We start from the raw sequence: 25,050 nt of genomic DNA, 5'->3' as shown, positions 1-25,050 counted from the left end.
TGGGGGGCGTTAGCTCAGTTGGTTAGAGCAGAGGACTCATAATCCTTTGGTCGAGTGTTCAAGTCACTCACGCCCTACCATTTAAAACTACGCTATAATTTAAGGCTTAGCGGCTGTAGCTCAGTTGGATAGAGTACTTGGCTACGAACCAAGGGGTCGTGGGTTCAATTCCTGCCAGCCGCACCAAACGTCAAGCCCTGGAACTGCAAGGTTCCAGGGCTTTTTCGTTTGCGCTTGTTCGGATATGCTCAGAATGCCAAACCCCAAAGCCATGGTGCTTGCCGCATGAACAAAGCCTTTACCAAAGAAACCGACGCGGACGAGGAAGAACTGCAACTGCCGCCACTGCCGGTGGGCGGCAAAAACTACATCACGCCGCAGGGCTACCAGCGCCTGCGCACCGAACTGCTCGATCTGATCGACAACGAGCGGCCCAAAATTGTGGAGATTGTTCACTGGGCGGCCAGCAACGGCGACCGCTCGGAAAACGGTGACTACCACTACGGCAAAAAGCGCCTGCGCGAGATTGACCGGCGCATCCGTTTTTTGACGAAAAGACTGGAAATTGCCGAAATCAGCAATCCGTCCCTGCATCACGGCAGCGACCAGGTATTTTTTGGCGCCACGGTGACCTATGTTGATGAAAACGGCAGCGAGCGCTGCGTCACGATTCTGGGCATTGATGAAGCAGACAGTGCCCAGGGTCAGGTCAGCTGGATATCGCCGGTGGCCAGGACCCTGCTCAAATCAAGGGTGGGCGATGAGGTCAACCTGGTCACGCCGCAGGGGGTGCAAGTGCTCGAGGTGTTGAAGGTGAGCTACCCAGCCCCCACGGGGGCAGCGCAGCACACGCAGTGAAAAGCGTGGGGGCCGGGCGAACGCCGCGAAGGGCCGCCCCGAGCAAGTTCAGCCCCCTCGGGGGGCAGCGCAGTGCACGCAGTGACCAGCGTGGGGCCAGTCAACCGGTTGACCTGGCCCGCTGCACCCGCAAGACGGACGGCGTGCGCTTGACGCTGCGCAGTGCCGACGCGAGGTGAATCCGGTCGCGCACCGAGACGCCAAAGCGCAGGTCGGTCGCATCATGCGCGGGCTCGTGCCCCATGTCGACATGGGTGATGTCGGCTTCCGCGTTGGCCAGCGCAGCCGCAACCCGCGCCAGCACACCCTTGCCGTTCGAAACCGTGACCAGGAGATTGGTCTCAAAGGTACGCACCGGCTCGTCCGACCAGTCCACGGCAATAAAACGTTCGCTGTCGCGCAGCAGCAGGCGTTTGGCCACGGCGCAGTCGTCGGTATGCACCACCAGCCCTTCTCCCCGACCCAGATAGCCGACGATGCTGTCACCGGGAATCGGCAGGCAGCAGGGGGCAAACTGCACCGAGGCGCCTTCGCTGCCGTCCAGCAAGAGCGCACCCTGCGACACCGATTCATGCGAGGTGTAGCGTTCACGGCTCATGGTCAGGGCGTTGGGCCTTTCGCCGATTTCGGCCAGCAGGGTCACGATGCGCTTGGCCACCATGCTGGCGATGCGCTTGCCCAGGCCGATGTCGGTCAGCAAATCGGCGCGCGTGCGGTTGCCGGTAAAGCGCAGGATTTTTTCCCAGGTGGCGTGATGGGCTTCGTCGTCCTCGGCCAGGTGTTCACGCTCTATGCCCTCGGCGCGCAGTGCCTGTGCCAGCATTTTTTCGCCCAGATCCTGTGATTCCGTCAGCGCCATGGTTTTGAGGTGATGGCGTATCTTGGAGCGCGCCTTGCCGGTGCGCACAAAGCCCAGCCAGCCCGGATTGGGGCTGGAAACAGAGGCGGTGATGATCTCGATGACATCGCCGTTGTGCAGCTCGGACCGCAGCGGAACCTGCTCGCCATTGACCTTGGCCGCGACGGCACGGTGTCCCACGTCGCTGTGAATGGCATAGGCAAAATCGACAATGGTGGCGCCTCTTGGCATCGCCATGATCTGGCTTTTGGGAGTGAAGACATAAACCGCTTCGGGAAACAGGTCAATCTTGACGTGGTCCCAGAACTCGGCGGCGTCACGCGTTTCCTGCTGGATATCGAGCAGCGACTGCAGCCATTGCGAGCCCAGGCGCTGAGACGCGTCACTGTCCGGGTCGGTCGCCTTGTAGAGCCAGTGGGCCGCCACACCCGACTCGGCCACCACGTGCATGGCCTCGGTTCGCATCTGGAACTCGATGTTGGTGCCGAACGGGCCGATCAGCGTGGTGTGCAGCGACTGGTAGCCGTTGATTTTCGGAATCGCAATGTAGTCCTTGAATTTTCCGGGCAGCGGCTTGTACAGCTGGTGCGCAACGCCCATGGCGGTGTAGCAGGCCGTCAGGTCCTGCACGATGACGCGAAACCCATAGAGGTCATTGACCTGGGCAAAGGACAGGTGTTTTTCGTCCATCTTGCGGTAGATGGAATACAGCGTCTTTTCGCGTCCATAAATACTGACCGGGATTTTGGCGGTGACAAAAGCCGCCTCGACCTCGGCCTGCACCCGCTTGATCACGTCGCGGCGCCGGCCGCGGGCGCGCTGCAAGGCCTTGGCCAGAATGGCATAGCGCCAGGGGTGCAAATGCTGGAACGACAGGTCCTGCAGTTCCCGGTAGGTGGTGTTCAGGCCCAGACGGTGCGCAATTGGGGCATAAATGTCCAGGGTTTCGTGCGAAATGCGATTCCACTTGGAGCGCGGCGCATCGCTCAGGGTGCGCATGTTGTGGCTGCGGTCGGCCAGCTTGATCAGGATGACACGGACATCGCGCGCCATGGCCAGCAGCATCTTGCGAAACGATTCGGCCTGGTTTTCTTCCCGGGTGTTGAACTCCAGTTTCTCCAGCTTGGTCAGGCCGTCGACCAGCTCGGCCACCGAGGCGCCAAAGCGCTCAATCAGTTCCGGCTTGGTGACGCCGCAGTCCTCAATCGCATCGTGCAGCAGGGCCGCCATCAGCGCCTGAGCGTCAAGCTTCCATTCCGCGCATTGCTGGGCGACCGCAATCGGATGGGTGATATAGGGCTCGCCGCTGTTGCGCAGCTGGCCCAGATGGGCTTCGTCGGCGAAGCGGTAGGCCCGGCGGACATTGTCAATGTCCGCGGCACTCAGGTAGTCAAGTTTGGACGTCAGCGCAGCAAAGCTCGCCGCTGCGGCGTTGGCGGCGGCCGGGGTCGACTTGCTGGAAATGACGGGCGAAAGCATGGCGCTCATGCATTAAATGTATCGTGGCATGAAAAAGACGTGAAAAAAAGTGGAATATACCGCCGCCAGAATGAAAAAAGCACCGGCAAGCGGTGCTTTTTCAGTCAGCCTGGGCTGTATCAGTTGGGGACTTTTTTCAGCATTTCCAGGCCAATTTTGCCATCGGCAATTTCGCGCAGCGCGGTCACGCCGGGCTTGTTCTTGCTTTCAATCTTGGCGGTGTGGCCCTGGCTGAGCATGCGCGCCCGGTAAGTGGCGGCCAAAACCAGCTGAAAGCGGTTCGGGATTTTTTCGAGGCAGTCTTCAACGGTAATGCGGGCCATGGTGATTCTTTCGCTGTGATCGATAAAAGAGGACGTCAGACTTTAAGGAATTTGAAGGGCCTCGAAAGTTTCGGCGCGGGCACGTCGCTGGGCCGAAAATTTGAGCCTTTGGGCATGAACAATGGTTTTCAGGTCGAAAACTGCCCGCTCAAACAACTCGTTGATTATAACGAAGTCGAATTCCCGGGCCTGCGCCATCTCTATTGCGGCATTCTTGAGCCGCAGTTCTATCACTTCGGCCGCGTCTTCTCCGCGCCGCTGCAGCCGAGAGCGCAATTCTTCCCAGCTCGGGGGCAGGATGAATACCAGCACGGCGTTCGAAAAAATCCGTTTGATGTTGATGGCCCCCTGAAAATCAATTTCCAGAATCACATCGGCACCGTGCGCGATCCGCTCTTCAATGGTGTGGCGCGAGGTACCGTAACGGTGGCCGTGAACATGGGCCCACTCCACAAACGCATCGCGCAGCACCATGCTGTCGAACTCTTCAGGCGATAAAAAGTAGTACTCCCGCCCATGCTTTTCCTGTCCGCGTGGCGGGCGGGTGGTGTGCGACACGGCGGGCTGGATGCGTGAATCGAGCTCCATCAGAGCCTTGACCAGGCTGGACTTGCCGGCCCCGCTGGGGGCCGCTACTACAAACAGATTTCCGGGATAATCCATGTTTTACGGGCACTGGTTGCTATAAATTTGGTAGTAAAAAGCTCTAAAACCTAGCTCGGGCCTCGCCTGAAGCCCTCAATCTTCATTCGATGTTCTGCACCTGCTCACGAATCTGCTCGATCAGCACCTTCATGTCGACCGAGATTTTGGTCAGTTCCAGAGACGCGGATTTGGAGCCCAGGGTGTTGGCTTCGCGGTGCAGTTCCTGAATCAGGAAGTCCAGCCGTTTGCCCAGTTCGCCCCCGCTGGCCAGCAGGCGGTCAATTTCGTCCAGGTGCGACGACAGCCGGGTGATCTCTTCGGCCACGTCAATGCGGATGGCAAAGGCGGTGGCTTCGGTCAGGGCGCGGTCCTGCGCCACTTCGGGCAGGGCGGTGCTGCTGCCCAGTGCCATCGCCTCCTTCCAGCGTTCCAGGAAGCGGGCCTTTTGCTGCTCCACCAGCCTGGGAACCATGGGTTCGGCCAGCGCTGCCAGGGTCCGCAACTGCGCGGTTCGGTCCAGCAGCATGGTGGCCAGGCGGGCGCCTTCGCGCTCGCGGGCCGTCATCAGCTCTTTCAGGGCCTTTTTGCTGAGTTTGAGCAGTTCGTCGCTGTGGTCGTGTGGTTTTTTGTCTTCGTTGGTGGCGATTCTGAGGACATCGGCCACGCTGAGGACCGCGGCCTGGGGCAGCCACGACTTGATGCTGTCTTCCAGCGAACCCAGACGCTGCAGCGTGGCTGACGAGGGCGGGCGCAGGCTGCTAAACAAGGAGCTTTCAAGCGATACCCGAAGCTCGATCTTGCCGCGTTTGAGCTTGCCGGTCAGCAGTTCACGCAGCGCCGGCTCGGCCTGGCGCAGTTCATCAGGCAGGCGAAAGGCCAGGTCCAGGAAGCGGCTGTTGACCGAGCGTATTTCGACGCCGAGCCGCGAATTGGCGTCCTGGCCGGGATCAGCTTCCGTGGCCGACTGCGCCGTGCTGGATTGCACGGTCGCGTAACCCGTCATGCTGTAAACTGACATTTGCTAATACGCTTTACTAAAGAGAGAGAACAAGACGTGGTTGACGTGGTCACCATGGCTCATCCCAAATTATGTCAAAGGTCAAGCCCGCACCACTGCCGCCCGACACCGTGATTGGTGGCTACCGCGTTGTGCGAAAGCTTTCGGCCGGCGGGTTTGGTGTAGTTTACTTGGCCGTTGACAACGAGGGCCAGCAAATCGCGATCAAGGAGTACCTGCCCTCATCGCTGGCCAGCCGGGCGCCCGGCGAGTTGCTGCCGCAGGTGCAGCCCGACAAGCTCTCGCTGTACCGGCTCGGGCTCAAGAGTTTTTTTGAAGAAGGCCGGGCGCTGGCGCAGATTTCGCACGGCTCGGTGGTGAGCGTGCTGAACTTCTTTCGCGAAAACGAAACGGTTTACATGGTGATGAACTACCTGGAAGGCGGCACGCTCCAGGACTTCATCATCACGGCCCGCGAACTGAAAAAGCAAAAGGTTTTCCGCGAATCGACCATCCGCTCGCTGTTTGACGAAATCCTGCGCGGCTTGCGCATCGTGCACCAGCACAAAATGCTGCACCTGGACATCAAGCCCGCCAACATTCTCATCACCGACGACAACCGCGCGGTGATGATTGACTTTGGCGCGGCGCGCGAGGTGCTGAGCAAGGAAGGCAACTTCATCCGGCCCATGTACACCCCTGGCTTTGCCGCGCCCGAAATGTACCGCCGCGACTCCTCCATGGGGCCGTGGACCGACATTTATGCGATTGGCGCCTGCATCTACGCCTCGATGCAGGGCTACCCGCCCAATGATGCGCCACAGCGGCTGGAAAAAGACCGCCTGTCGCTGGCCCTGTCGCGGCTGCGCGGTGTCTATTCGGACAACCTGATTGAGGTCGTCGAGTGGTGCATGTCGCTCGATCCGCTGTCCAGGCCGCAATCGGTGTTTGCCTTGCAAAAGGAATTGAGCCGGGAAGGTGAGCGCCGTTACACCAAGCTCACCGTTAGCGAGAAGGTGCGCCTTCAGTTTGACAACATGGTGTCCGATACCAAAAAAACCGCGCGCCGGGCCACTGGCTTTGCGACCAAATTGAAATGAAATTTTCTGTCTTTCAGGTTAGCCGCAAGGGCGGGCGCGAGAACAACGAAGACCGCATGGGTTACTGCTACACGCGCGAGTCCGGCCTGTTTGTGCTGGCGGACGGCATGGGTGGCCACCCGGAAGGCGAGGTGGCGGCGCAACTGGCGCTGCAGACCATTTCGGCCCTTTACCAGAAGGAAGCGCGTCCCACCATCAGGGACACCGCCGCGTTTCTCACCAGCGCCCTGATGGCGGCGCACCACCAGATCATTCGCTACGCCAGCGAAAAAGGCATGCTGGACACGCCCCGCACCACGCTGGTGGCGGCCATTTTGCAGGGCACCGGGGCGACCTGGGTGCATTGCGGGGATTCACGCCTTTATGTGGTGCGCGATGGCGAGTTGCTGACGCGCACGCGCGACCACTCCTACCTGGAGCAGCAGGGCAACGGGGTGATCAAGCTGGCGCGCATCAATCGCAACATCCTGTTCACCTGCCTGGGTTCGCCGACCAAGCCGGTGTTTGACATTGCGGGCCCGGTGGTGCTGCAACAGGGCGACAAGCTGCTGCTGTGTTCTGACGGCCTGTGGGGTAGCCTGAGCGATGACGAGATCGTGCGCGAACTGGCCAGCAAGGGGGTGTCGGACGCGGTGCCCGACCTGGTTGAAAATGCCTTGCGCATAGGCGGCGAGCACGGCGACAACGTCACGGTGCTGGCCATGGAGTGGGAAACGCCCGACGCTTTCGAGTCCACCCGCGGCGTTTCCACCGACAGCATCATGGACGGTGTGTTTGCCTCCACCATTCAGGCGAGCATGCTCGACACCGGGGCCGACGAGCTGGATGAGGCGACAATCGAACGTTCCATCGCTGAAATCAACGAAGCGATACGCCGCTCGGCCGCCAGAAAAGCCTGATCGGGCCGACGGCCTCCGCCAGGTACGGCTCGCGTTGCGCACCGCAGGGCCTTGTTTCGCCCTTTCCTTTTCCATTCGCGCGGCGTTTCGTCGCCAGAAAGCCTCACCATGACCCAGTTTGCCAGAGCCGATGCACGCGCTGCCGACGCGCTGCGCCCCGTGCGCATCACCCGCCATTACACCGTTCATGCCGAAGGCTCGGTGCTGATTGAATTTGGCGCTACCAAGGTGCTGTGCACCGCCTCGGTCGAGGAAAAAGTGCCTGGCCACAAAAAGGGCAGCGGCGAAGGCTGGGTTACCGCCGAATACGGCATGTTGCCGCGCGCCACCCATACCCGCAGCGACCGCGAAGCCGCCCGCGGCAAGCAAAGCGGCCGCACCCAGGAAATCCAGCGCCTGATCGGCCGCTCCATGCGCTCCGTGTTTGACCTGAAAAAACTGGGCGAACGTACCATCTACCTGGACTGCGACGTGCTGCAGGCCGACGGCGGCACCCGCACCGCCAGCATCACCGGCGCCTTTGTGGCGGCGCAGGATGCGGTCAACCGCCTGCTGGCCGACGGCAGGCTCAAGGAAAACCCCATTCTTGACCACGTGGCCGCCATCTCGGTCGGCATTGTCGAGGGCACGCCGCTGCTGGACCTGGAATACACCGAAGATTCGGCCGCAGGCACCGACATGAATGTGGTCATGACGGGCGTGGGCCATTACGTTGAAGTGCAGGGCACGGCCGAAGGCGCGGCTTTTTCCCGCCAGGAGATGGACGCCTTGCTGGTGCTGGCTGAAAAAGGCATCGCCCGGCTGGTCGCCTTGCAAAAACAATCGCTATCAAATTAATAGCTACATGCGCACTTTCTATATGGGCTGGTGCCACTTTTAATGATGAAAATCGTTCTTGCATCGAATAACCACGGCAAACTCGCCGAGTTGCAGGCCATGCTGGCGCCGCTGGGGGTGCAGTTGCTGCGCCAGGCCGAACTGGGCATTCCAGAGGCTGAGGAGCCGTTTCGCACCTTTGTCGAAAACGCGCTGGCCAAGGCCCGCCACGCATCCCGGCTCAGCGGCCTGCCGGCACTGGCCGATGACGCGGGCCTGTGCGTCAACGCCTTTGGCGGCCTGCCCGGCGTGGACACCGCGTTTTATGCGACGCAGTTTGGTTATGCCAAGGGGGACGACAACAACGTCAGGGCCTTGCTGGAGCAGATGGCCGGCATCACCGACCGGCGCGCGGCGCTGGTCAGCACGCTGGTGGCGCTGCGTTCGGCAGACGACCCGGAACCGCTGATTGCCAGCGGCCGGGTGCCGGGCGAGATCGCGCGCGAGCCGGTGGGCGGCAACGGCTTTGGCTTTGACCCGGTGATGTTTATTCCCGAATTCGGCCAGACCTTTGCCCAGCTGCCGGTCGAGGTAAAAAACGCCAACAGCCACCGCGGCAAGGCCACACGCCAGATGATGGCGCTGATGCGTGAGCGCTGGATCTGATGTTGACCCCCACGCTTGCCACTGCATGTGCTGCGCTGCCCCCCGAGGGGGCCGGCAACGCTTGGGGCGGCCCGGCGCTGGTTGCCATGATTCCCCCCCGTTGCCGGCGCACTGCGTGTCGCGGCCTCCCCCTCAGGGGGCGACGCCTGCGGCCCGGCAAAGCCGGTTACGCGGCGTCCGCTGGTTCATACCGTGAGAGTTGGGGTGCAACATGGTGACCGACATTCAGCACTACATGCGCAGCGGCACGCTGCAACTCAGCGCGCTGCCGCCGCTGTCGCTTTATGTGCATCTGCCCTGGTGCCTCAAAAAGTGCCCTTATTGCGACTTCAACTCGCATGAGGTGGCTGGCGAGATGCCCGAGCAGCGCTACATCGACGCGCTGGTGGCCGATCTGGAGGCTTCGCTGCCCCTGATCTGGGGCCGCACGGTGCACAGCATTTTTATTGGCGGCGGCACGCCCAGCCTGTTTTCGCCGCAGGCCATTGACCGCCTGCTGGGCGACCTGCGGGCGCGCCTGCGGCTCGAGGCCGATTGCGAAATCACCCTCGAAGCCAACCCCGGCACCTTTGAAAAAGACCGCTTCAGGGCCTTTCGCGGCGCCGGCGTGACGCGGCTTTCGGTCGGCGTGCAGAGCTTTGACGACCGCCACCTCAAGGCGCTGGGCCGCGTCCATGACCGCGCCCAGGCGATTGCCGCGGTGGAAGAAGCGGCGCAGGCGTTTGACACCTTCAACCTCGACATCATGTACGCGCTGCCGGGCCAGACGCTGGAAAATCTGGAGCAGGACATGCGCCAGGCGCTGGCCCTTGCGCCGCCGCATATTTCGATTTACCACCTGACGATTGAGGCCAACACCTACTTCGCCAAGTTCCCGCCGGTGATTCCCGAGGACGACGCGGCCTACGCCATGCTCGACAGAATCACCGAGCTGACCGAAGGCGCCGGGCTGCAGCGCTACGAAGTGTCGGCCTACGCCAAACCGGGGCACCGCTGCTTTCACAACCTCAATTACTGGCAGTTTGGCGACTACCTGGGCATCGGTGCCGGCGCGCACAGCAAGCTCAGCTTTGCCCACCGCGTGGTGCGCCAGGTGCGTTACCGCGAGCCCAAGCTCTACATGGACAAAGCCCTGGCCGGGGGCGCGGTGACGCAGGAAACCGAAGTGAGCCGTGCCGAGCTGCCGTTTGAATTCATGCTCAATGCGCTGCGCCTGAAGGATGGCTTCAGGTTGCAGGACTTTGCCGAAAAAACCGGCTTGCCCGTCACGGCGATCCAGCAGGGGCTGGCCGAGGCCGAGCGCAAGGGCTTTATTGAGCGCGACCTGGTGCGCATCCAGCCGACGGCGCAGGGCTTTGATTTTTTGAACGACCTGCAGGCGCTGTTTCTGTAGCGCCGCCGCCTACGCCCTGAAAGTATGGAAACCTCAAGCATCATTCTGCTGGCCGTCAGCAGCGCCGTCAGCTTTGGCCTGGGCCGAACTTTTGTGCACTTTCGGAATAAAAAACGCAAGCAACAGGAAGATGCGTTGCGCCAGCGCCAGGCCCGGGCGCTGCGCAAGGCGCCGCCCGAGCCCGAATCCAGAAACAAGGCCAAGCGCAAACGGCAGTTGCAGCAGCTTGAAAAAACGGCCAAAAAGCCCTGAGTCAGGATTGAGTTAGCCCCGCGGCGACGCGCCGGGGCTTGTTCAGCCGCAGTTCACGCGCGTGACCCGGCCGCTGGCGTCCAGCGTCAGGTTCAGGCGTTCCGCGCTGAAATCCATCGTCACCACCTGGTTCGGCCGCAACACCCGCACAATTTGCGCGCCGGCGCGGGTTTTGGCATCGAGCTCCAGCGCCGCATCGGCCACGCGGCCCACGGCAAACTGCGCCGGTGCGGCATTGCAACGCCCCGACAGGGGCGCGGGCGCCGGCAGGGTGGGCGCGGCCGTGTAGGCGCATGAGGAAAGCAGAAGAAGGGCTGCCGCGGCAAGACCGATGGGGGGCAGTCGCATGGCGGATTCCTCTTGGGACTCTGGACTCTTGGGGGTAGGGGCCCTTAACCAGGGCCCATAAATGGCGGAAGCGGTGAGATTCGAACTCACGGAGGACTCGCATCCTCGGCAGTTTTCAAGACTGCTGCATTCAACCGCTCTGCCACGCTTCCGGGTTGGTGATTCTAACCGCTGGTCACGCGGCCCCTGGTCGCTGCCGCCCACAATGGCCGGTTGCCGGCCCGGCGCGGCCCGGTTTCAAGCGCAGTTTTGGCAGAACGCTATAATCAGGGGTTCGGTAAAGCATCAGCTTTTTACATCGAAGCCCTTTTCATCCGCGGCTTCCTTCTCAATGGCGGCGCTTCTCAGAGCCCGAATTTCCAGTGCCTTCAGTGCCCAGACAGCACTGAGCCCCACCCGCACTGTTCTATTTCCTGGCGAGCACTTCCCCCAACGGTGCCCACTTCAAGGCTCAACCGGCCCCGTTCTTTTTTAAAGAGCGTGGCAGGCAGAAACCGAACACCGTTGGCTTGCTTGCAGGCCCGTTATTTCTTATTATTTTCTTTTATATCAAGCCGGGAAAAATACCCGGCCCAGGACTTTTATGAACAGTGATCACACCCCGATAGCGGTGGGCAAATACCTCGTATCGCCGCTGGCCAAACAGCAGGGCGAAGGCCGTTTTGCGGCATCGGTTTCCATCCGCTCCGGACGCGGCAGCGCCACGCACGACCGCGTGATGCGTTTCAGCGGGCTTTTTGACAACGCCGCCAGCGCCTTGCATTACGCCACCGAGCATGCCCTGGGCTGGATTCGGGAACGCTCGCTCCCGGCCTGTGTCTGACCTGAACAACACCCGCCTTATCCCAGAAATTTTCCCCAATCTCAAGGAGTTACATCATGGCCAAAGAAGAACTGATTGAAATGCACGGATTGGTAGATGAAGTGTTGCCGGACTCGCGTTTTCGCGTGACCCTGGACAACGGCCACAAGCTGGTGGCGTACACCTCCGGCAAGATGCGCAAAAACCATATCCGCATTCTGGCCGGCGACCAGGTGTCGCTGGAGCTGTCGCCTTATGACCTCAGCAAGGGCCGCATCACCTTTCGTCACATCGCCGGTCGTGGACCCGGCCCCGCGCAACGCAACGCGCACTAAGCAGACCTTTTCTCTCAGGTCTAGCGAGCCGCCCCGCTGCCACCGTCACCGGTGCCTGCAGCCGGGCGCGCCATCCACGCAATCAGCGAGGAGCGCATCGCTTCCTCCACCGACATGGCTATGGGTTGCACCCAGTCGGTCGGCACAAACACGGTGTAACCGCCAATCATGTAGCCCATCGGCAGGTATACGGCCACGCGCTCGCCCGGCAAAAAGCCCGGCGGCAAATCGGCAAAGCTGCGCCGCGTGATCAGTCCCACAATTTCCAGTGCGTGCCCCGGCATGCGCAAAATCACCACGCTTTGTTCGCCCTGCTTGCCCGTGGGTGAGAAGTAGTCGGCAAAACTCTTGAGTGACGAGTAAATGCTTTTCACCACGGGCAGATTGGTGAAGGGCAACTCGGCAAACGACAGCAGCTTGCGCACGCCTGGCTTGGACACCAGGTAGCCAATGGCCAGGATGCCCAGAATGCCAAACAGCAGGCCCAGACCGGGCACATAAAAGCTGCCAATCAGCGGACGCAAAACCCACAGCGCCGCGGTTTCCGTCCAGTTCAGGAACAGATAAAGCAGGTACAGCGTCAGGGCCACCGGCAAGATGGTGATGAGGCCGCGAAAAAAATATTTGTACAGGCTTTTCATGAGTGCTTTGCCGGGTTGCTACGGGGTTGCTACGGGGTTGCTACGCGGTTGGGCGGGGCGCGAGCCCATCCGCAATATAACCAGTTCGGGAATACGTCCGGTCCGTACGGGCCAGGGCGCCAGCCCATCCGTTTTTTCCTACAGACACGGGCTCCAAAACACTGCAGACGCACGGTCGGCGGTTTCTTAAAGTTACTTTATCAGGCGGCCTGTTGGCTTGTTCCGCGCAGGTTAGCCACTACCTAAAGGGCTCAACGATTTAAAGGGGTCAGCGATTGACCCGCACCGAACCGACCATGCTTGCCGCAAGCTCCCAGGCGTTCACGCCTTTCCTGACAACTCCAAACACCAATTTCGATAGAACCGGTGCCGCCAGCCATTGCCGCAAGCGCGCTGCGCCCGTACCGGTCTTTCCAGGGAACCCACACCATGAGCCATGCCACTTTGTCCACTTTGGTTAACGCGCAACTTCAAATGCCCTTGCGGGCACTGGCCTTGACGGTCGAAGAAGACGGCCCCGGCGAATTTCGCTGGCGTGTTCTTGAACGCCGGGGCCAGGCGCCGGTTTTTGAGGCGCTCGCCTGCTCCGACATCACCTTCGCCGCCTATGACACGGCGCTGGCCAGCGGCTATGGCGAATTGCAGCGCCTGGTCGGGCCTGACCTGCAATACGGCCCGCGCCTTGAGCCGGATTTTTCCGGTAATGGCGTGCCTCGCAGCGGATTATCGGCTCCGGCCCCGCAGCGGCCGGGCGCCGCGGCGTGAATGCAGCATTCTTTGCATTTTGTGACCTCGCTTGTCCTACACATAGCCTCGCATCAAACCGACGGCGCAGGCTTGGGCGGGGGGTAAATTGAAGTCAGCTGGCAATTCGGCCAGCCATTCACCCACTGACTGCCCTTGAGGGGCATGACGCAAGGAGTATCGATATGAAAGCAAGTAAAACCCTGGCTTCTGCTATAGCTGCAGCCGCTGTTGTTGGCGCCATTGGCCTGGCCTACGCCCAGACCCCTGACGCCGCCACCCAGCCGGTCAAGCCGGCCGAGAGCGGCGGACAGACCATGCAAAACCAGAGCACGACCACCCCAGATGCGATGCAGACACCTGCTGCAAGCACCACTGACACGGCCGGCTTTCAGGGCGAGCGTCCTGCTCAGGCAGACCGCAACTAAACCGGGCCTGACGTGCCCTCTGGTATGAAGTGGGTCCGGGCTGGTCGCGCGTTTTTCGCGTGCTGTCCGGACTGCCCTGACTACCGATGCCCCCTTTCAATAAATCCTTTCTGCATTGTGTGATTCTTCATGCAGGATTTCACGCCATCGAACCCTGAGCTGCCCCCGGCGCCTGCTCCAGGCGCCGGGCGACAGGAATGGCTGGACGGCCTGAAGCAGGGCGTAATGCTGGGCGCCGCGATACTGGCACTGACCCTGCCGCCGTTTCGTGGCGGCGTGGCGCCGACCGGGGCCGCGCCGGCAGGCGCAAACGCTGTCCAGCCGCGCGCGGAGCCGCGCTTTGCCGATTTCGCGGGTGAAGAGGCTTCGCCCGAGTCCCGCCATGTGGCGGACTGGGTGGTTGACTCGGGTGACAACCGCCAACTTTCCTTTGTCATCATTGACAAGAAAAACACCCGCGTCTATGTGTTCGATGCGGCCGGCAAATTGCGCGGCGCCACGCCGGTGCTGATCGGTTCGGCCAAGGGCGACGACGCGGTGACCGGCATTGGCGGGCGGCCGATTGCCGAGGTGCAGCCGCATGAGCGCACCACGGCGGCGGGCCGCTTCCTGGGTGAGCCGGGCCGCAATGCGTCGGGCGAGGACGTGGTCTGGGTCGACTACGATGCGGCCGTGTCCATGCACCGCGTGCGCACCCATGAACCCAAAGAGCGCCGGCTGGAGCGCCTGGCCTCGGCCAGCACCGACGACAACCGCATTTCCTACGGCTGCATCAACATGCCGGTGGCGTTTTTTGACAACGTGCTCAAGCCCGCCTTTAACGCCAGCTATGGCGTGGTCTATGTGCTGCCGGAGGTCAAATCGGTGGCCGAAGTCTTTGGCTCGGCCTATGACGTGGCCGCGCGGCATGGGGCCACCCCGGCAAGTTGACGCCAGAACCGGCGAAATTGCGCGGAAACGTATAAATCTGTGCGGAAAAATTACCACGAAGCGCTAGCGTTACAAAAAACTGGCTGGGTGGTAAAAACCGGGTCTGGCCCATACTCAATGGGCGCTTTAAGCTATCAAAATAATAGCTATTGAAGCCCGCCGCTGAGGGTTATTCCGTTGTCAGCCAGCACGGCCCTCATTAACATCGGAGCCATCCAAAGCCGGTCCCGCATCGTGGGGCCGGCTTTTATCTGTGCGCTTGCGCACCCCCATGGCGCAGACCACAGGAATTCTCCCGATGTTGTTGACTGGCAAGAAACTGCATGCCCGGCTGGTTTTGAGGGCGGCCATGGCCGCCACAGCGCTGCTGTCCGCGCTGTCCGCGGTCCCCGCAGCGGCGGTCGAACCGGTCGCCAGCCCAGGGTCGGAGCTGGTGCTGGAGTCCGCCTCGGCCGACGCCCGCTATGCCAGGCGCTGGGTGCTGGCGCTGGGCGACAACCAGGCCCAGCCTTTTGTGATCGTCGACAAGAAAAGCGCCCGCCTGTTTGTGTTTGAGGCCAGCGGCCAGCTGCGCGGCGCCTCGCCCGCCTTGCTCGGGCTCACGCCCGGCGACCGCGCGGTAGCGGGCATCGAGCAGCGCGAGGTGGCCAGCCTGCGCGGTGATGAGCGCAGCACGCCGGCCGGCCGCTTTGCCTCGGAGCCCGGCCACAACCTGCAGGGCGAGGCGATCGTCTGGATTGACTACGCCGCCAAGCTGGCCATCCACCGCCTGCGCCCGGCCCCGGCCCATGAGCGCCGCCCGGAGCGTCTCGCCTCGGCCACGCCCGGCGACAACCGGATCTCGCTGGGCTGCGTGGTGGTGCCGGTCAGCTTTTACGAGTCTGTGGTGAGCCCGCTGCTGGGAAAAAACTACGGCGTGGTCTACGTGTTGCCCGAAGACCAGCCGGTCGAGCGCATGCTGGGCGCGTTGCAGCTCAGCATGCGTTAATTTTTTGCTATCGTATTGATAGCTGCTTGCGCAGGTGTTCATTGGGCTGGAGGCTTGTTTTGCATCCAGCCAGGCTAAAAATGGGCGTTAGGGGCCCCCTTCACCCGCCAGCCCACTACACATCCGTCAGCGTTTTCTTACCGGCTTCAGGCCTGAAACCCGGCATCGGCATGCCGACGCGCCTTTTAAAGTGGATGGGTATTTCAACCCAATTCACCTCAAGGAGAAGCAAATGCCCATCATTGCCTGGCTACTCGGTGTACCCATCAGCGTTATCTTGCTGTTGATGCTGTTCGGGGTGTTTTGACCCTGTTGCGTACCGGTCTCTGTCGGTCGCCGGCGCGGGCGTTTTCACCCGCAGGTGGTTGAACTGCCACCAGCCTGGCAGCAGCTTTTTCACCTCGGACCGGGCAAAGCGGTCGTCCATCAGGTAAATCACGCCCTGGTCTGAAGGGGTGCGTATCACCCGCCCGGCGGCCTGCACGACTTTTTGCACGCCGGGGTAAAGATAGGTGTAGTCGTAGCTCTGGTCCGCGCCAAAATTGCTGCCCATGCGCGCCCGGATCTGCTCATTGATGGGGTTCAGTTGCGGCAAGCCCAGGGTGGCAATAAAGGCGCCAATCAGCCGGTCGCCGGGCAGGTCAATGCCCTCGGCAAACGCGCCGCCCAGCACCGCAAAGCCTATGCCCTGCGACTGCGCCGTGAAGCGCGCCAGAAATGCCTCGCGCGCCGCCTCGTCCATGCGCCGCGTCTGCTCCCAGCTCGCAATCTGCGGGTAGCGCGCCCTGAACAACAGCAGCAGTTTTTGCAGGTAGTCGTAGCTGCTGGTAAAGGCCAGGTAGTTGCCGGGCCTGGCGCGGTACTGCCGCGCCATCAGCTCAACGATCGGCGACAGCGAGGCGTCGCGGTGCTGGTAGCGCGTCGAGACATCGCTGACCACCCGGATCGCGAGCTGGTCGGCCAGAAACGGCGACTGCACCTCAGTCCACACCGTGCTGCCGGGCAGGCCCAGCGTGTCGGCGTAATAGTTCTGCGGGCTCAGCGTTGCCGAAAACAGCGCGACCGAACGCGCCGCCGCAAAGCGCGGGGCCAGAAACGGCGCGGGCACCACATTGCGGATGCAGAGCTGGGCCAGCGCGCGGCGGCTTTTGACCTGGCCTTGTGCGTGATCGAGGGTGACGTCAAACAGCGAATGCGCACCAAAGCTGTCGGCCATGCGCGAGAAGTGCAGCGCATCAAAATAAAACCGCTGCAAGCCGGCGTCGACCCGCGTCGGGTGCTCGGTCAGCTCGTCGGTGATGGCGCTGCTCGCCTGCTGCAAGGCCTGCAAGAATTTCTCGGGAATGTGGTCATGTACCTGATAGGGGTCACTCTGCGCCTTGTGCAGCGCGTTCCAGCTGCGCTGCAGCCTGTCCAGGCTTTTCTTCAGCGCGGCGGGCGCGGACTGCCGCAGTCCGGCCAGATCGGCCTGGTCCAGCCCGGCCGAATACATCTTGCGGGCCCGCTCCACCAGGTTGTGCGCCTCGTCCACCAGCACGCTGACGCGCCACTGGTTGGCCGCCGTCAGCCCGTGCAGCAGGGCGCTCACATCAAAATAGTAGTTGTAGTCGCCCACCACCACATCGGCCCAGCGCACCAGGTCCTGGCTCAGGTAATAGGGGCAGACCTGGTGCGCCAGCGCGATGTGGCGCAGCGCGGTTTTGTCGAGCAGGGCGCTGGCCTGCGGGCTGGAAATCGCCGCGCTGCGTGCCGCCGGCAGGCGGTCATAAAAGCCCTTGGCCAGCGGGCAGGAGTCGCCGTGGCAGGCCTTGTCCGGGTGCTCGCAGGCCTTGTCGCGCGCCACCAGTTCCAGCGCGCGCAGCGGCAGGGTGGGCGCACTGGCCTGGATGCGCGCCAGCGCGTCGAGCGCCAGTTGCCGGCCCGGGGTTTTGGCGGTCAGAAAAAATACCTTGTCGAGCGCCTGCCCCGGCGCCGCCTTGAGCAGCGGGAACACCGTGCCCATGGTTTTGCCGATGCCGGTGGGCGCCTGCGCCATCAGGCAGCGGCCGCTGCTGCCCGAGCGGTACACCGCCTCGGCCAGTTCGCGCTGGCCGGGCCGAAAGGCCGGGTGCGGAAAGGCCAGCGCCGTCAGCGCCGCATCGCGCGCGGCCCGGTGGGCCAGCTCCTGCGCGGCCCAGTGCAGAAAGCTTTCGCACTGGGTTTCAAAATAAACCTTGAGCGCATCGGCCGTGAACGGCTCGCTCAGCACGGTTTCCTGCTGGCTGCCGATGTCAAGATAAACCAGCGCCAGCCGCAACTCGGCCAGACCGAGCTTCTGGCACAGCAGCCAGCCGTAAATCTTGACCTGCGCCCAGTGCAGCCGTCGGTGGTTGTCGGGCAGCCGCGCCAGGTCGCCGCGAAAGGTCTTGACCTCTTCGAGCCGGTTGTTGCCGGGGTCATAGCCGTCGGCCCGGCCGCGCACCCGCAGCTGCTTGTAGTCGCTGCTCAGGCTGACTTCGGCCTGGTAGCTGTCGGCCCGGCGCCCGGCCACCAGCGCATGACCGGCCATGCCCTCCTGGGCGGACGGCGAGGGCGTGAAGCGCAGGTCCAGATCGCCGCGCTTGGCGGTGAACTCGCACAGCGCCCGAACCGCTACAACGTAGCGCGGGGGGGCCTGACTCACCCCGGCTGTTTCATCCACTTGACAGTTCCTGGGCAGTGGCGGGCGTCACTGCGGCTTGCTGTGGTTGAGCGCGTTTTCAAACTCTGCGCGCGACAGCGCGCCGTCGTGGTTCAGGTCGGCTTCGTCAAAGTGCCTGGCCACGCCGCGAAAGCCGGCTGCTTCCTCGCGGCTGAGCCGGCCGTCCTGGTTGGCATCGATGTAGCCGAAGGCGCGCTCAATGTCTCTGGCGGCGTATTTGGGGGCCGGCTGCGGGGGCGTGTCGGCCGTGGCGGGCGGCGGCGGCGCTGGTTCGGCGGTCTGCGCCGCAACAGGGCCGGCAAGCAGCGCCGCGCCGCACAGGGCCAGCAGGGCGCTGCGCAGGGGAAACGGGTTTTTCAGAAAGCGCATCAACATGCCGCTATTGGACGGCAATAAGCGCCATGCTGCCAGCGTTCTTTCAGGCTGTTGCGCCGGTTTACATCGGCGGGGCGACGCTACACATAACTTTGCCTGCAACACCGCTGAACCCCGGCAGATGGGCGGCCGGGAATACACAAAGAAACAGCTTTCTGTTTCGAGGCGGTTGACAGTCTGGGTGAACGGCCAAAACCTAAGCCATATTCTTTCGGATCATCAACCTGCACACAGGAGACGAACATGCTTGCAAGCAAAGACGCCATGGCCACGATTGCGGTCAGGACGATTGACGTGGCCAGAAAATTTTATGAACAGAAGCTGGGTTTCAAGCCTCTGGAAAGCAGCGAGGACAGCGTGCTCAACTACCAGAGCGGCAAAACCACGCTGCTGGTGTATGTCTCGCCCTTCGCCGGCAGCAACCAGGCCACATCGGCGACCTGGGCGGTGGGCGACGATTTTGACGGCATCCTGCAGTCGCTGCAGGCCAGGGGCGTGACGTTTGAGCATTACGACCTGCCGGGCCTCCTGCGCGAGGGCGATGTGCATGTCGCCGGCGCATACAGGGGCGCGTGGTTCAAGGACCCCGACGGCAACATTCTGCATATCCTCAATCAATAGCTCGCGAGCACCCCAGGATAGTTCAAAAGCAGGCGGCGCGAACGGGCAGGCCTGGCGGGCATCGCCTCGCCTCGTGTGAAACGGTTGATGCAACTCAAGCAGAAACTCGCATGCTGCTGGAAAACAAGCTTGCCGTGGCCCATGGTGCTGCCGCGGGATAAAATTTGCCGCTAGCCCAGGAAGTACGAGGATAGCTTGCTATTTTTTTGATAGTAAATAGAGTTCAAGTTTTGCCCCTGCCTGCGCCGGCCCACAAGAAACTAGGGAAAACCCTATACTGGCTCTTTGCTCGTCAAGCACCCCGTGCACCGAGAAGGAGTCTTCATGACCGTCAGCCCCGATGCCATCGTCATCAACCGCCCCGGCTTTATGCCGACCTCAGCCCTGGCGCGGCTCAAGCGCCTGGGGCGCCACGCGCCGAGCCGGCTCAACCTGGCGCTGCAGGGCGGCGGCGCGCACGGGGCGTTTACCTGGGGCGTGCTGGACGCGCTGCTGGAGAGCCCGGGCATTGAATTTGAAGGCTTGAGCGGCAGCAGCGCCGGCGCCATGAACGCGGTCGTCCTGGCCGACGGCTGGATGAAGGGCGGGCGCGAGGGCGCGCGCCAGGGCCTGGCCGATTTCTGGACCGAGGTCGGCAAGCAGATGCCCTGGCCCACCATGACCCAGGGCGAGGGCGACAGCACCAGCCCGTGGCCCGCCAGCAAGCTGTTGGCCCAGTGGGCCGGGCAGTTTTCGCCCTCGCAGCTCAATCCGCTGGACCTTAATCCCCTGCGCCGCCAGCTCCATCAGCAGATTGATTTTGAACAGCTGCGCGCGCGCAGCCCGTTCAAGCTGTTTGTCGGCACCACGCAGGCCAGCACCGGCAAGCTGCGGGTGTTTCGCGAGACCGAGCTGACGCTGGAGGTGCTGCTGGCCTCGGCCTGCCTGCCCAAAATCCATCACTCGGTCGAGATTGACGGCGAGCCCTACTGGGACGGCGGCTATGCGGCCAATCCGGCGGTGTTTCCGCTGTTTTATGACTGCGATTCGCGCGATGTGCTGCTGGTGCTGCTGAGCCCGCTCAGGCGCGAAGGCACGCCGCAAACGGTGGAAGAGATCGAGTCGCGCATCGTGGAGCTGGCCTTCAGCGCCAACTTCATGCGCGAGATGCGCATGTTCGCCCAGGCCACCGATTTTTCGAGCCCCTCATTCCTGACCTGGGGCCGGCTGGAGCGGCGGCTGCAAAAGGCGCGCTTTCACATGATCGACTCCAGCCAGCTGGCCAGCCTGGAGCGCACCGACACCAAGCTGCTGGCGCATGGCCCGTTTCTGGAGCATCTGAAGGAGCAGGGCCGCGCGCGCGCCGCCGACTGGCTGGCCGAGCACGCCGGCGCCATTGGCCGGCAATCCACGGTCGATGTGAAGCAGTGGTTTACCTGAGCGTGCGGGTGTAGGCTGTCGCGTGCTGCGCCGCGTCCGCCGTGCCTTGCCACCGCAGGATTCCCGATCAACGCAAAGGAAAAAGAAATGCAACACCGCTCAGATGGCCGTTATGGCGCGGTCGCCCAGGCCTTTCACTGGCTCACGGCCATTTTTGTGCTGGCCGCCTTCATCTATGGGCCGGGCGGCTCCGAGCAGCGGGTGTATGCCGCCGCGCGGGATTTTGAGCGCCAGCTTCACGAGACGCTGGGGCTGTGCGTGCTGGCGCTGGTGCTGCTGCGCCTCGTGTGGCGCATGGTTGACACCCGGCCCGCGCCGGTGCAGCTGGCGCGCTGGATGGATCTGGGCTCCAGGGCCGTGCAGGCGGCGCTCTATCTGCTGCTGTTGGCGGTGCCGCTCACGGCCGTTGCCGGCGCCTGGCTCGAAGGTCATGCGCTGACCTTGCTGGCGGGGCTGCGGATGGCGCCGCCCATCGCCGAGTCGCACGCGCTGGGGGCCCAGATCGCGGAAATCCACACTTTTCTGGGCGATGCCATTTTGTGGCTGGCCGGGCTGCATGCGCTGGCCGCGCTGTTTCACCATTTCTTTTTGAAGGATGGGGTGCTGGCTTCCATGCTGCCGCGGTGGTTGCCGCTGGGGCCGCGCAAACGTCCCTGACGCGCAGCGCTCAGGCGGCCGGCTTGCGCCAGACGCTGGCCAGCCACGGCTGCTGCGCCAGCGGCAGGCCGGCCGGGCGGTAGTAGTGCGCCAGTTCGACAAAGCCGGCCGCCGACAGGTAGCGCTGCCAGGCCGCCAGGTCATGAAAAGTGCCGTAGCGCTCGCCGCTCCAGCCCTCTTCGCCGTGGCCGCGCGGGTTGGAGCTGAACAGCACGCCGCCGGGTTTGAGCGTGGCATGCAACTGGCCCAGCACCCGCGGCAGGGCCAGGCTGGGCACATGAAACAGCACCGCATTGGCAAACACGCCGTCGAAGTGCGCGGCCGGCAAATCAAGTTCGAGGAAATTTTGCTGCCATACCTCGCAGCCGCTGTAGGCGCGCGCCATCGCGGCCAGCGGACCAGCGCCCTCCAGGCCGGTGGCGTGATGCCCCAGCGCCGTGAAGGTCTTCAGATCGCGCCCCGGTCCGCAGCCGAAGTCGAGCAGTTCAAACGGCGCGGGCGCCTCGATGTGCTGCAGCAGCGCGGCAATGTTCTGGCTCACGTCATGGTCGCGCGTGCCTTGCCGGAACGCCTCGGCATGCTGTTCGTAATGCGCCAGCGTGCGCTGGGCGATGCGTGCGATCTCTTGCGGCGTCGCGGGGGTGGGCACGGTCATGGAAGGCCATGCTACGCCATTTGATGGCGGCAGCGGGCCGCACCCGAACGGGCAGCAATTTCCTCTTGCAAAGGCTGCAAAGTGCGCAGTACTATTCGCTTTCCCTGCTTCTGAGCTTCGGTTAGCCATCGTCTGCACAACGAAAGCAACACCATGAACAACAACAAATACCGCAGGCCTGCCCTGCTTGCTTCGCTGCTGGCCTTTCTGCTTGCCGGCACGGCCTGGGCGCAGAAGCAAACCCGGCTCGAACGCGGCAAATACCTGATGGACGGCGTGGTGGCCTGCGGCAACTGCCATGTGGCGCGCGGCGACAAGGGCCAGCCGCTGTTTGACAAGGGGCTGTCGGGCGGCATGCTGTTTGACGAGCCCAATGTGTTCAAGGCCTATGCCGCCAACATCACGCCCGACGCCGACACCGGCATCGGCAAATGGACCGACGCACAACTGGCCAAAGCCATTCGCGAGGGCGTGCGGCCCGACAAGAGCCTCATTGGCCCGCCCATGCCGATCGAGTTTTACCGTCACCTGTCCGACGCCGACCTGGCCGCCATCATTGCCTACCTGCGGGCGCAGCCGGCCGTCAAGAGCGAGGTGACCAGGTCCAGCTACAGCATCCCGCTGCCGCCCGGCTATGGTCCGCCTGTTAGGCACGTCGTGGCGCCGCCGGCCCGCAACCAGGTCAAGTACGGCGAGTACCTGGCCAACATCGGCCACTGCATGGAATGCCACACACCGCGCAATGCGCAGGGCATGCTCGAGCACGCCCGCCTGGGCGCGGGTGGTCAGGTGTTCAAGGGGCCGTGGGGCGCCAGCGTGTCGCGCAATCTGACGCCGCATGAAACCGGCCTCAAGGGCTGGACCGACGCGCAGATTGCCCGCTCCATCCGCGAAGGCATGGACAACAACGGCCAACCCTACAAGCCGCCCATGGGCTATGGTTTTTACAAGAACATCAACGACGCCGACATGAGCGCGCTGATCGCCTATCTGCGCTCGCTCAAGCCGCAGGTGTTTGCCGGAAAGCCCTAGCCGCTTGAAATCGAGAGAGGGGTCGAGCTGTGGCTGCAGTGGCCGCAGCCCGAACAGCAGGCCCGAAGTTGCCGGCCCGCGGCGCTGGCCCCCGGCGCCATCGGTGTAGGCATTTCGGGCTTGTAGCCCAGGTAAAACGGGCATGAGTAGCTATCTATTTTGTAGCAACCGAGTGCTGGCTGCCGGTGCCCGTTAGCCGCTGTGGCGAGACACTATTGCCGTTCATCGCGTGATGGACCGGTTCATCGGATGGCCGCTTGCCAAAAAGCCCGGAAAATACCGGATAAAAGCTTTATTCAAGCTGAAAATTATCTTTGGCGACAGAGATTACACAAAGCCACATCAGCCAAACGCATGGCCCGGCGCCGTCGGCACAGTGCCAATAATTCCCCCAAGAATTTCGATCCTGTAAGGGATTTTTTGTGAGTGAAAACTTACTTTTTTCTTAATTTTTGCCATCCTGGTAAGTCAAAGTAGGTAGATTTGCAGGGGATTCGCGAGGCATGCATGGCGCCGCACACTCACGGCCGGCGTGCGTTAGCGAACAGACAACGGCAAGATTTCTGTGAAGAAAGTTTTGTTTGTTGACGCCACCCAGGCTCCGGATGACCCAAAACACCCGACGAAACGCCACGGTGATGATCGGTTTTCCGGTTTTGATTTCAGTTTTTTGTTGGGTCCGCCCAGCGTGAGTATTCAGAACACGCGGGGCAGGAAACCGGCTTAAAGGGGAAACAGCCATGGCGTCATTCAGCAAAAGCGATCTTGAATTCATTCTCAAACAAATCCAGATCGCGGAAGCGCACGCTGCCGGCAAGCTTTTGACCGACTTGCTGCCCAATGTCGAAGTGCCTTTCGGCCTGCGCACGGTGACCGGTGCCTTCAACAACCTGGTGCTGGGGCAAAGCGGGTTCGGCGCCGCCGACACGATCTTTCCGCGCCTGACCACGCCACAGTTCCGCGCCGTCACGTTCGATCCTGACGGCACCAGCTTCGACACCAATGGCGCGGCCGATACCGCCCCCGTCACCACCTCGTATTTGCAAACCAGCGGTGCCGTATTCGATACCGCGCCGCGCACGATCTCCAACCTGATCGTTGACCAGACCGCCAGCAATCCGGCGGCGCTCGCCGCGGCGGCGGCCAACCCGGGCGCCCAGGTCGTCGCCAGCCCTGGCCTGGATGGCCTCTTCGGTACGCCAGATGACCGCCCGGTCAACTTCATCCCCAATATTCCGGCGGACGCCGGCCTGTCGGCGCCGTTCAACGCCTGGATGACCTTCTTCGGCCAGTTCTTCGACCATGGCCTGGACCTGGTGACCAAGGGCGGCTCGGGCACGGTGTTCATTCCGCTGCTGCCGGACGATCCGCTGATTCCCGGCGCCGACGGCATACTCGGCAACGCCGATGATCTGCCGGTAGGTCAGCGCTTCATGGTGCTGACGCGCGCCACCAACCAGCCCGGCCCCGACGGCATCCTGGGCACCGCCGACGACATCCACCAGCAGACCAACACCACCTCGCCGTTCGTCGACCAGAACCAGACCTATTCCTCGCACCCCTCGCACCAGGTGTTCCTGCGCGCCTACGAACTCAACGCCGCCGGCGACCCGGTCGCCACCGGCCGGTTGATCACCAACCGCAATCTGGGCGCCGATGGAAATTTTGGCGGTATCGGTGTTAACGCGGACACTGAAATCGGTGGCATGGCGACCTGGGCCGTCGTGAAGGCACAGGCCCGTGCGCTGCTCGGCATCAACCTCACCGACGCCGACGTGTTCGACGTGCCGCTGCTGGCGACCGATGCCTATGGCAATTTCATCAAGGGCCCCGGCGGCATGCCGCAGGTGGTGATGCGCACGGCAGGCGCCAACGGCATCATCGGGGACGCCGACGACGGACGGGTCCTGGTCGAAGGCAACCGGGCTGCGCCCATCAACCTGGCCAATGCCTACCGCACCGGGCACCAGTTCCTCATCGACATTGCGCACAGCGCCGATCCATCGGCCGCGCCGGGGCTGGTGCGCGACAACAACGGCGTCATAGGCGGCGTGCAGCCGGCCGGCACCTACGACGGCGAACTGCTGGACAAGCACTTCATCGCCGGC

General features: G+C 62.7%; 27 protein-coding genes and 3 tRNA genes. 20 read left to right on the top strand and 10 right to left on the bottom strand.

All coding sequences use genetic code 11. The features are described 5' to 3' along the window. Window positions 1–3: 3 nt before the first annotated feature. From RMO23_RS08140 to greB, 3 genes are all read left to right on the top strand, one after another. Window positions 4–80: transfer RNA gene (locus tag RMO23_RS08140), tRNA-Ile, on the top strand. Between the two features lie 29 nt (window positions 81–109). Further along, window positions 110–186, top strand: a tRNA-Arg gene (locus tag RMO23_RS08135). Between the two features lie 99 nt (window positions 187–285). Then, window positions 286–858: a transcription elongation factor GreB gene (greB, locus tag RMO23_RS08130; protein ID WP_309680286.1), complete on the top strand. Its 573-nt coding sequence runs from the start codon at window positions 286–288 to the stop codon at window positions 856–858. Between the two features lie 100 nt (window positions 859–958). Here the strand turns inward: greB and RMO23_RS08125 are convergent, their stop codons facing one another. The 4 genes from RMO23_RS08125 to RMO23_RS08110 all read right to left on the bottom strand — a co-directional run bounded on the left by RMO23_RS08125 (window position 959) and on the right by RMO23_RS08110 (window position 5,182). Then, complete coding sequence (locus RMO23_RS08125) at window positions 959–3,205, bottom strand: bifunctional (p)ppGpp synthetase/guanosine-3',5'-bis(diphosphate) 3'-pyrophosphohydrolase (protein ID WP_309680285.1); 2,247 nt, start codon at window positions 3,203–3,205, stop codon at window positions 959–961. A 110-nt stretch (window positions 3,206–3,315) separates the two neighbouring features. Further along, window positions 3,316–3,519: a DNA-directed RNA polymerase subunit omega gene (rpoZ, locus tag RMO23_RS08120; RefSeq protein ID WP_309680283.1), complete on the bottom strand. Its 204-nt coding sequence runs from the start codon at window positions 3,517–3,519 to the stop codon at window positions 3,316–3,318. 42 nt (window positions 3,520–3,561) lie between these two features. Further along, entirely contained in the window at window positions 3,562–4,182 is a 621-nt protein-coding gene (gene gmk / locus RMO23_RS08115; protein ID WP_309680282.1) for a guanylate kinase, read from the bottom strand. A gap of 82 nt (window positions 4,183–4,264) precedes the next feature. Further along, the gene (locus tag RMO23_RS08110) at window positions 4,265–5,182 is read right to left on the bottom strand and encodes a YicC/YloC family endoribonuclease (RefSeq protein WP_309680280.1); all 918 of its coding nucleotides are present in this window, start codon (window positions 5,180–5,182) and stop codon (window positions 4,265–4,267) included. 71 nt (window positions 5,183–5,253) lie between these two features. Between RMO23_RS08110 and RMO23_RS08105 the strand changes: the two genes are divergently transcribed. The 6 genes from RMO23_RS08105 (at window position 5,254) to RMO23_RS08080 (ending at window position 10,287) form a co-directional block, all read left to right on the top strand. Next, on the top strand, window positions 5,254–6,261 hold the full coding sequence (locus RMO23_RS08105; RefSeq protein ID WP_309680278.1) for a serine/threonine-protein kinase: 1,008 nt from the start codon (window positions 5,254–5,256) through the stop codon (window positions 6,259–6,261). Further along, window positions 6,258–7,160, top strand: a complete 903-nt coding sequence (locus RMO23_RS08100; protein ID WP_309680276.1) for a serine/threonine-protein phosphatase — start codon at window positions 6,258–6,260, stop codon at window positions 7,158–7,160. Before RMO23_RS08105 ends, RMO23_RS08100 begins: the two co-directional genes overlap by 4 nt. A 108-nt stretch (window positions 7,161–7,268) precedes the next feature. Continuing rightward, entirely contained in the window at window positions 7,269–7,997 is a 729-nt protein-coding gene (rph, locus tag RMO23_RS08095; protein WP_309680274.1) for a ribonuclease PH, read from the top strand. A gap of 45 nt (window positions 7,998–8,042) precedes the next feature. Then, window positions 8,043–8,642 (top strand): RdgB/HAM1 family non-canonical purine NTP pyrophosphatase, encoded by a 600-nt coding sequence (gene rdgB, locus RMO23_RS08090; RefSeq protein ID WP_309680272.1) that lies wholly within the window; start codon window positions 8,043–8,045, stop codon window positions 8,640–8,642. Between the two features lie 211 nt (window positions 8,643–8,853). Then, window positions 8,854–10,035, top strand: coding sequence for a radical SAM family heme chaperone HemW (gene hemW / locus RMO23_RS08085; RefSeq protein WP_309680270.1), 1,182 nt, complete (start codon window positions 8,854–8,856; stop codon window positions 10,033–10,035). Between the two features lie 24 nt (window positions 10,036–10,059). Further along, window positions 10,060–10,287, top strand: coding sequence for a hypothetical protein (locus tag RMO23_RS08080; RefSeq protein WP_309680269.1), 228 nt, complete (start codon window positions 10,060–10,062; stop codon window positions 10,285–10,287). Between the two features lie 42 nt (window positions 10,288–10,329). Here the strand turns inward: RMO23_RS08080 and RMO23_RS08075 are convergent, their stop codons facing one another. Both RMO23_RS08075 and RMO23_RS08070 read right to left on the bottom strand, forming a co-directional pair. Further along, window positions 10,330–10,635 carry an I78 family peptidase inhibitor gene (locus RMO23_RS08075; RefSeq protein ID WP_309680267.1) on the bottom strand — a complete coding sequence of 102 codons (306 nt, stop codon included), beginning with the start codon at window positions 10,633–10,635 and terminating at the stop codon, window positions 10,330–10,332. A gap of 62 nt (window positions 10,636–10,697) precedes the next feature. Beyond that, window positions 10,698–10,787, bottom strand: a tRNA-Ser gene (locus RMO23_RS08070). 431 nt (window positions 10,788–11,218) lie between these two features. Between RMO23_RS08070 and RMO23_RS08065 the strand changes: the two genes are divergently transcribed. Both RMO23_RS08065 and infA read left to right on the top strand, forming a co-directional pair. Next, complete coding sequence (locus tag RMO23_RS08065) at window positions 11,219–11,458, top strand: hypothetical protein (RefSeq protein ID WP_309680265.1); 240 nt, start codon at window positions 11,219–11,221, stop codon at window positions 11,456–11,458. 56 nt (window positions 11,459–11,514) lie between these two features. Further along, entirely contained in the window at window positions 11,515–11,772 is a 258-nt protein-coding gene (gene infA / locus RMO23_RS08060) for a translation initiation factor IF-1 (protein ID WP_309680263.1), read from the top strand. Between the two features lie 20 nt (window positions 11,773–11,792). On the opposite strand, the gene RMO23_RS08055 is transcribed toward infA, so the two are convergent. Beyond that, on the bottom strand, window positions 11,793–12,413 hold the full coding sequence (locus tag RMO23_RS08055; RefSeq protein WP_309680261.1) for a DUF502 domain-containing protein: 621 nt from the start codon (window positions 12,411–12,413) through the stop codon (window positions 11,793–11,795). 429 nt (window positions 12,414–12,842) lie between these two features. Here RMO23_RS08055 and RMO23_RS08050 point away from each other — a divergent pair, with 429 nt between their 5' ends. The 4 genes from RMO23_RS08050 (at window position 12,843) to RMO23_RS08035 (ending at window position 15,503) form a co-directional block, all read left to right on the top strand. Beyond that, window positions 12,843–13,178, top strand: coding sequence for a hypothetical protein (locus tag RMO23_RS08050; protein ID WP_309680259.1), 336 nt, complete (start codon window positions 12,843–12,845; stop codon window positions 13,176–13,178). Window positions 13,179–13,342: 164 nt separating this feature from the next. Continuing rightward, window positions 13,343–13,585, top strand: a complete 243-nt coding sequence (locus tag RMO23_RS08045) for a hypothetical protein (protein ID WP_309680257.1) — start codon at window positions 13,343–13,345, stop codon at window positions 13,583–13,585. A 129-nt stretch (window positions 13,586–13,714) separates the two neighbouring features. Continuing rightward, the gene (locus RMO23_RS08040) at window positions 13,715–14,515 is read left to right on the top strand and encodes a L,D-transpeptidase (protein ID WP_309680255.1); all 801 of its coding nucleotides are present in this window, start codon (window positions 13,715–13,717) and stop codon (window positions 14,513–14,515) included. Between the two features lie 298 nt (window positions 14,516–14,813). Then, window positions 14,814–15,503, top strand: coding sequence for a hypothetical protein (locus tag RMO23_RS08035; RefSeq protein ID WP_309680253.1), 690 nt, complete (start codon window positions 14,814–14,816; stop codon window positions 15,501–15,503). Window positions 15,504–15,753: 250 nt separating this feature from the next. Here RMO23_RS08035 and RMO23_RS08030 read toward each other — a convergent pair whose 3' ends face one another. Next, window positions 15,754–18,165: an ATP-dependent DNA helicase gene (locus tag RMO23_RS08030; RefSeq protein ID WP_309680251.1), complete on the bottom strand. Its 2,412-nt coding sequence runs from the start codon at window positions 18,163–18,165 to the stop codon at window positions 15,754–15,756. A gap of 45 nt (window positions 18,166–18,210) precedes the next feature. Next, a complete protein-coding gene (locus tag RMO23_RS08025; RefSeq protein ID WP_309680250.1) occupies window positions 18,211–18,558 on the bottom strand; it encodes an EF-hand domain-containing protein in 348 nt (115 codons plus the stop codon). 243 nt (window positions 18,559–18,801) lie between these two features. Between RMO23_RS08025 and RMO23_RS08020 the strand changes: the two genes are divergently transcribed. The 3 genes from RMO23_RS08020 (at window position 18,802) to RMO23_RS08010 (ending at window position 21,255) form a co-directional block, all read left to right on the top strand. Continuing rightward, on the top strand, window positions 18,802–19,179 hold the full coding sequence (locus tag RMO23_RS08020; protein ID WP_309680248.1) for a VOC family protein: 378 nt from the start codon (window positions 18,802–18,804) through the stop codon (window positions 19,177–19,179). A gap of 324 nt (window positions 19,180–19,503) precedes the next feature. After that, window positions 19,504–20,598 carry a patatin-like phospholipase family protein gene (locus RMO23_RS08015; protein WP_309680246.1) on the top strand — a complete coding sequence of 365 codons (1,095 nt, stop codon included), beginning with the start codon at window positions 19,504–19,506 and terminating at the stop codon, window positions 20,596–20,598. A gap of 87 nt (window positions 20,599–20,685) precedes the next feature. Beyond that, window positions 20,686–21,255 carry a cytochrome b/b6 domain-containing protein gene (locus tag RMO23_RS08010; protein ID WP_309680244.1) on the top strand — a complete coding sequence of 190 codons (570 nt, stop codon included), beginning with the start codon at window positions 20,686–20,688 and terminating at the stop codon, window positions 21,253–21,255. Window positions 21,256–21,265: 10 nt separating this feature from the next. Here RMO23_RS08010 and RMO23_RS08005 read toward each other — a convergent pair whose 3' ends face one another. Continuing rightward, window positions 21,266–21,910 (bottom strand): methyltransferase domain-containing protein, encoded by a 645-nt coding sequence (locus RMO23_RS08005; protein WP_309680242.1) that lies wholly within the window; start codon window positions 21,908–21,910, stop codon window positions 21,266–21,268. A 153-nt stretch (window positions 21,911–22,063) separates the two neighbouring features. On the opposite strand from RMO23_RS08005, the gene RMO23_RS08000 reads away from it, so the two are divergent. Both RMO23_RS08000 and RMO23_RS07995 read left to right on the top strand, forming a co-directional pair. Continuing rightward, a complete protein-coding gene (locus tag RMO23_RS08000; RefSeq protein WP_309680240.1) occupies window positions 22,064–22,942 on the top strand; it encodes a c-type cytochrome in 879 nt (292 codons plus the stop codon). A gap of 740 nt (window positions 22,943–23,682) precedes the next feature. Then, the coding region (locus RMO23_RS07995; RefSeq protein WP_309680238.1) for a peroxidase family protein at window positions 23,683–25,050 on the top strand (1,368 nt) is incomplete at its 3' end.

Origin of the sequence: Polaromonas sp. (assembly GCF_031411155.1) — a bacterium.
GTDB lineage: Bacteria > Pseudomonadota > Gammaproteobacteria > Burkholderiales > Burkholderiaceae_C > Polaromonas.
This window is presented reverse-complemented; position numbering and strand designations above follow the sequence as displayed.

Excerpts from the sequence above, each read along its gene's own strand:
- RMO23_RS08015 (WP_309680246.1), top strand. The coding sequence starts at position 19,504 with ATGACCGTCAGCCCCGATGCCATCGTCATCAACCGCCCCGGCTTTATG.
- gmk (WP_309680282.1), bottom strand. The coding sequence starts at position 4,182 with ATGGATTATCCCGGAAATCTGTTTGTAGTAGCGGCCCCCAGCGGGGCC.
- RMO23_RS08050 (WP_309680259.1), top strand. The coding sequence starts at position 12,843 with ATGAGCCATGCCACTTTGTCCACTTTGGTTAACGCGCAACTTCAAATG.
- RMO23_RS08045 (WP_309680257.1), top strand. The coding sequence starts at position 13,343 with ATGAAAGCAAGTAAAACCCTGGCTTCTGCTATAGCTGCAGCCGCTGTT.
- RMO23_RS08025 (WP_309680250.1), bottom strand. The coding sequence starts at position 18,558 with ATGTTGATGCGCTTTCTGAAAAACCCGTTTCCCCTGCGCAGCGCCCTG.
- RMO23_RS08035 (WP_309680253.1), top strand. The coding sequence starts at position 14,814 with ATGTTGTTGACTGGCAAGAAACTGCATGCCCGGCTGGTTTTGAGGGCG.
- RMO23_RS08055 (WP_309680261.1), bottom strand. The coding sequence starts at position 12,413 with ATGAAAAGCCTGTACAAATATTTTTTTCGCGGCCTCATCACCATCTTG.
- RMO23_RS08000 (WP_309680240.1), top strand. The coding sequence starts at position 22,064 with ATGAACAACAACAAATACCGCAGGCCTGCCCTGCTTGCTTCGCTGCTG.
- infA (WP_309680263.1), top strand. The coding sequence starts at position 11,515 with ATGGCCAAAGAAGAACTGATTGAAATGCACGGATTGGTAGATGAAGTG.
- RMO23_RS08100 (WP_309680276.1), top strand. The coding sequence starts at position 6,258 with ATGAAATTTTCTGTCTTTCAGGTTAGCCGCAAGGGCGGGCGCGAGAAC.
- RMO23_RS08125 (WP_309680285.1), bottom strand. The coding sequence starts at position 3,205 with ATGAGCGCCATGCTTTCGCCCGTCATTTCCAGCAAGTCGACCCCGGCC.
- RMO23_RS08075 (WP_309680267.1), bottom strand. The coding sequence starts at position 10,635 with ATGCGACTGCCCCCCATCGGTCTTGCCGCGGCAGCCCTTCTTCTGCTT.
- rdgB (WP_309680272.1), top strand. The coding sequence starts at position 8,043 with ATGAAAATCGTTCTTGCATCGAATAACCACGGCAAACTCGCCGAGTTG.
- hemW (WP_309680270.1), top strand. The coding sequence starts at position 8,854 with ATGGTGACCGACATTCAGCACTACATGCGCAGCGGCACGCTGCAACTC.
- RMO23_RS08080 (WP_309680269.1), top strand. The coding sequence starts at position 10,060 with ATGGAAACCTCAAGCATCATTCTGCTGGCCGTCAGCAGCGCCGTCAGC.
- RMO23_RS08065 (WP_309680265.1), top strand. The coding sequence starts at position 11,219 with ATGAACAGTGATCACACCCCGATAGCGGTGGGCAAATACCTCGTATCG.
- rpoZ (WP_309680283.1), bottom strand. The coding sequence starts at position 3,519 with ATGGCCCGCATTACCGTTGAAGACTGCCTCGAAAAAATCCCGAACCGC.
- RMO23_RS08005 (WP_309680242.1), bottom strand. The coding sequence starts at position 21,910 with ATGACCGTGCCCACCCCCGCGACGCCGCAAGAGATCGCACGCATCGCC.
- greB (WP_309680286.1), top strand. The coding sequence starts at position 286 with ATGAACAAAGCCTTTACCAAAGAAACCGACGCGGACGAGGAAGAACTG.
- RMO23_RS08020 (WP_309680248.1), top strand. The coding sequence starts at position 18,802 with ATGCTTGCAAGCAAAGACGCCATGGCCACGATTGCGGTCAGGACGATT.
- RMO23_RS08110 (WP_309680280.1), bottom strand. The coding sequence starts at position 5,182 with ATGTCAGTTTACAGCATGACGGGTTACGCGACCGTGCAATCCAGCACG.
- RMO23_RS08010 (WP_309680244.1), top strand. The coding sequence starts at position 20,686 with ATGCAACACCGCTCAGATGGCCGTTATGGCGCGGTCGCCCAGGCCTTT.
- RMO23_RS08040 (WP_309680255.1), top strand. The coding sequence starts at position 13,715 with ATGCAGGATTTCACGCCATCGAACCCTGAGCTGCCCCCGGCGCCTGCT.
- rph (WP_309680274.1), top strand. The coding sequence starts at position 7,269 with ATGACCCAGTTTGCCAGAGCCGATGCACGCGCTGCCGACGCGCTGCGC.
- RMO23_RS08105 (WP_309680278.1), top strand. The coding sequence starts at position 5,254 with ATGTCAAAGGTCAAGCCCGCACCACTGCCGCCCGACACCGTGATTGGT.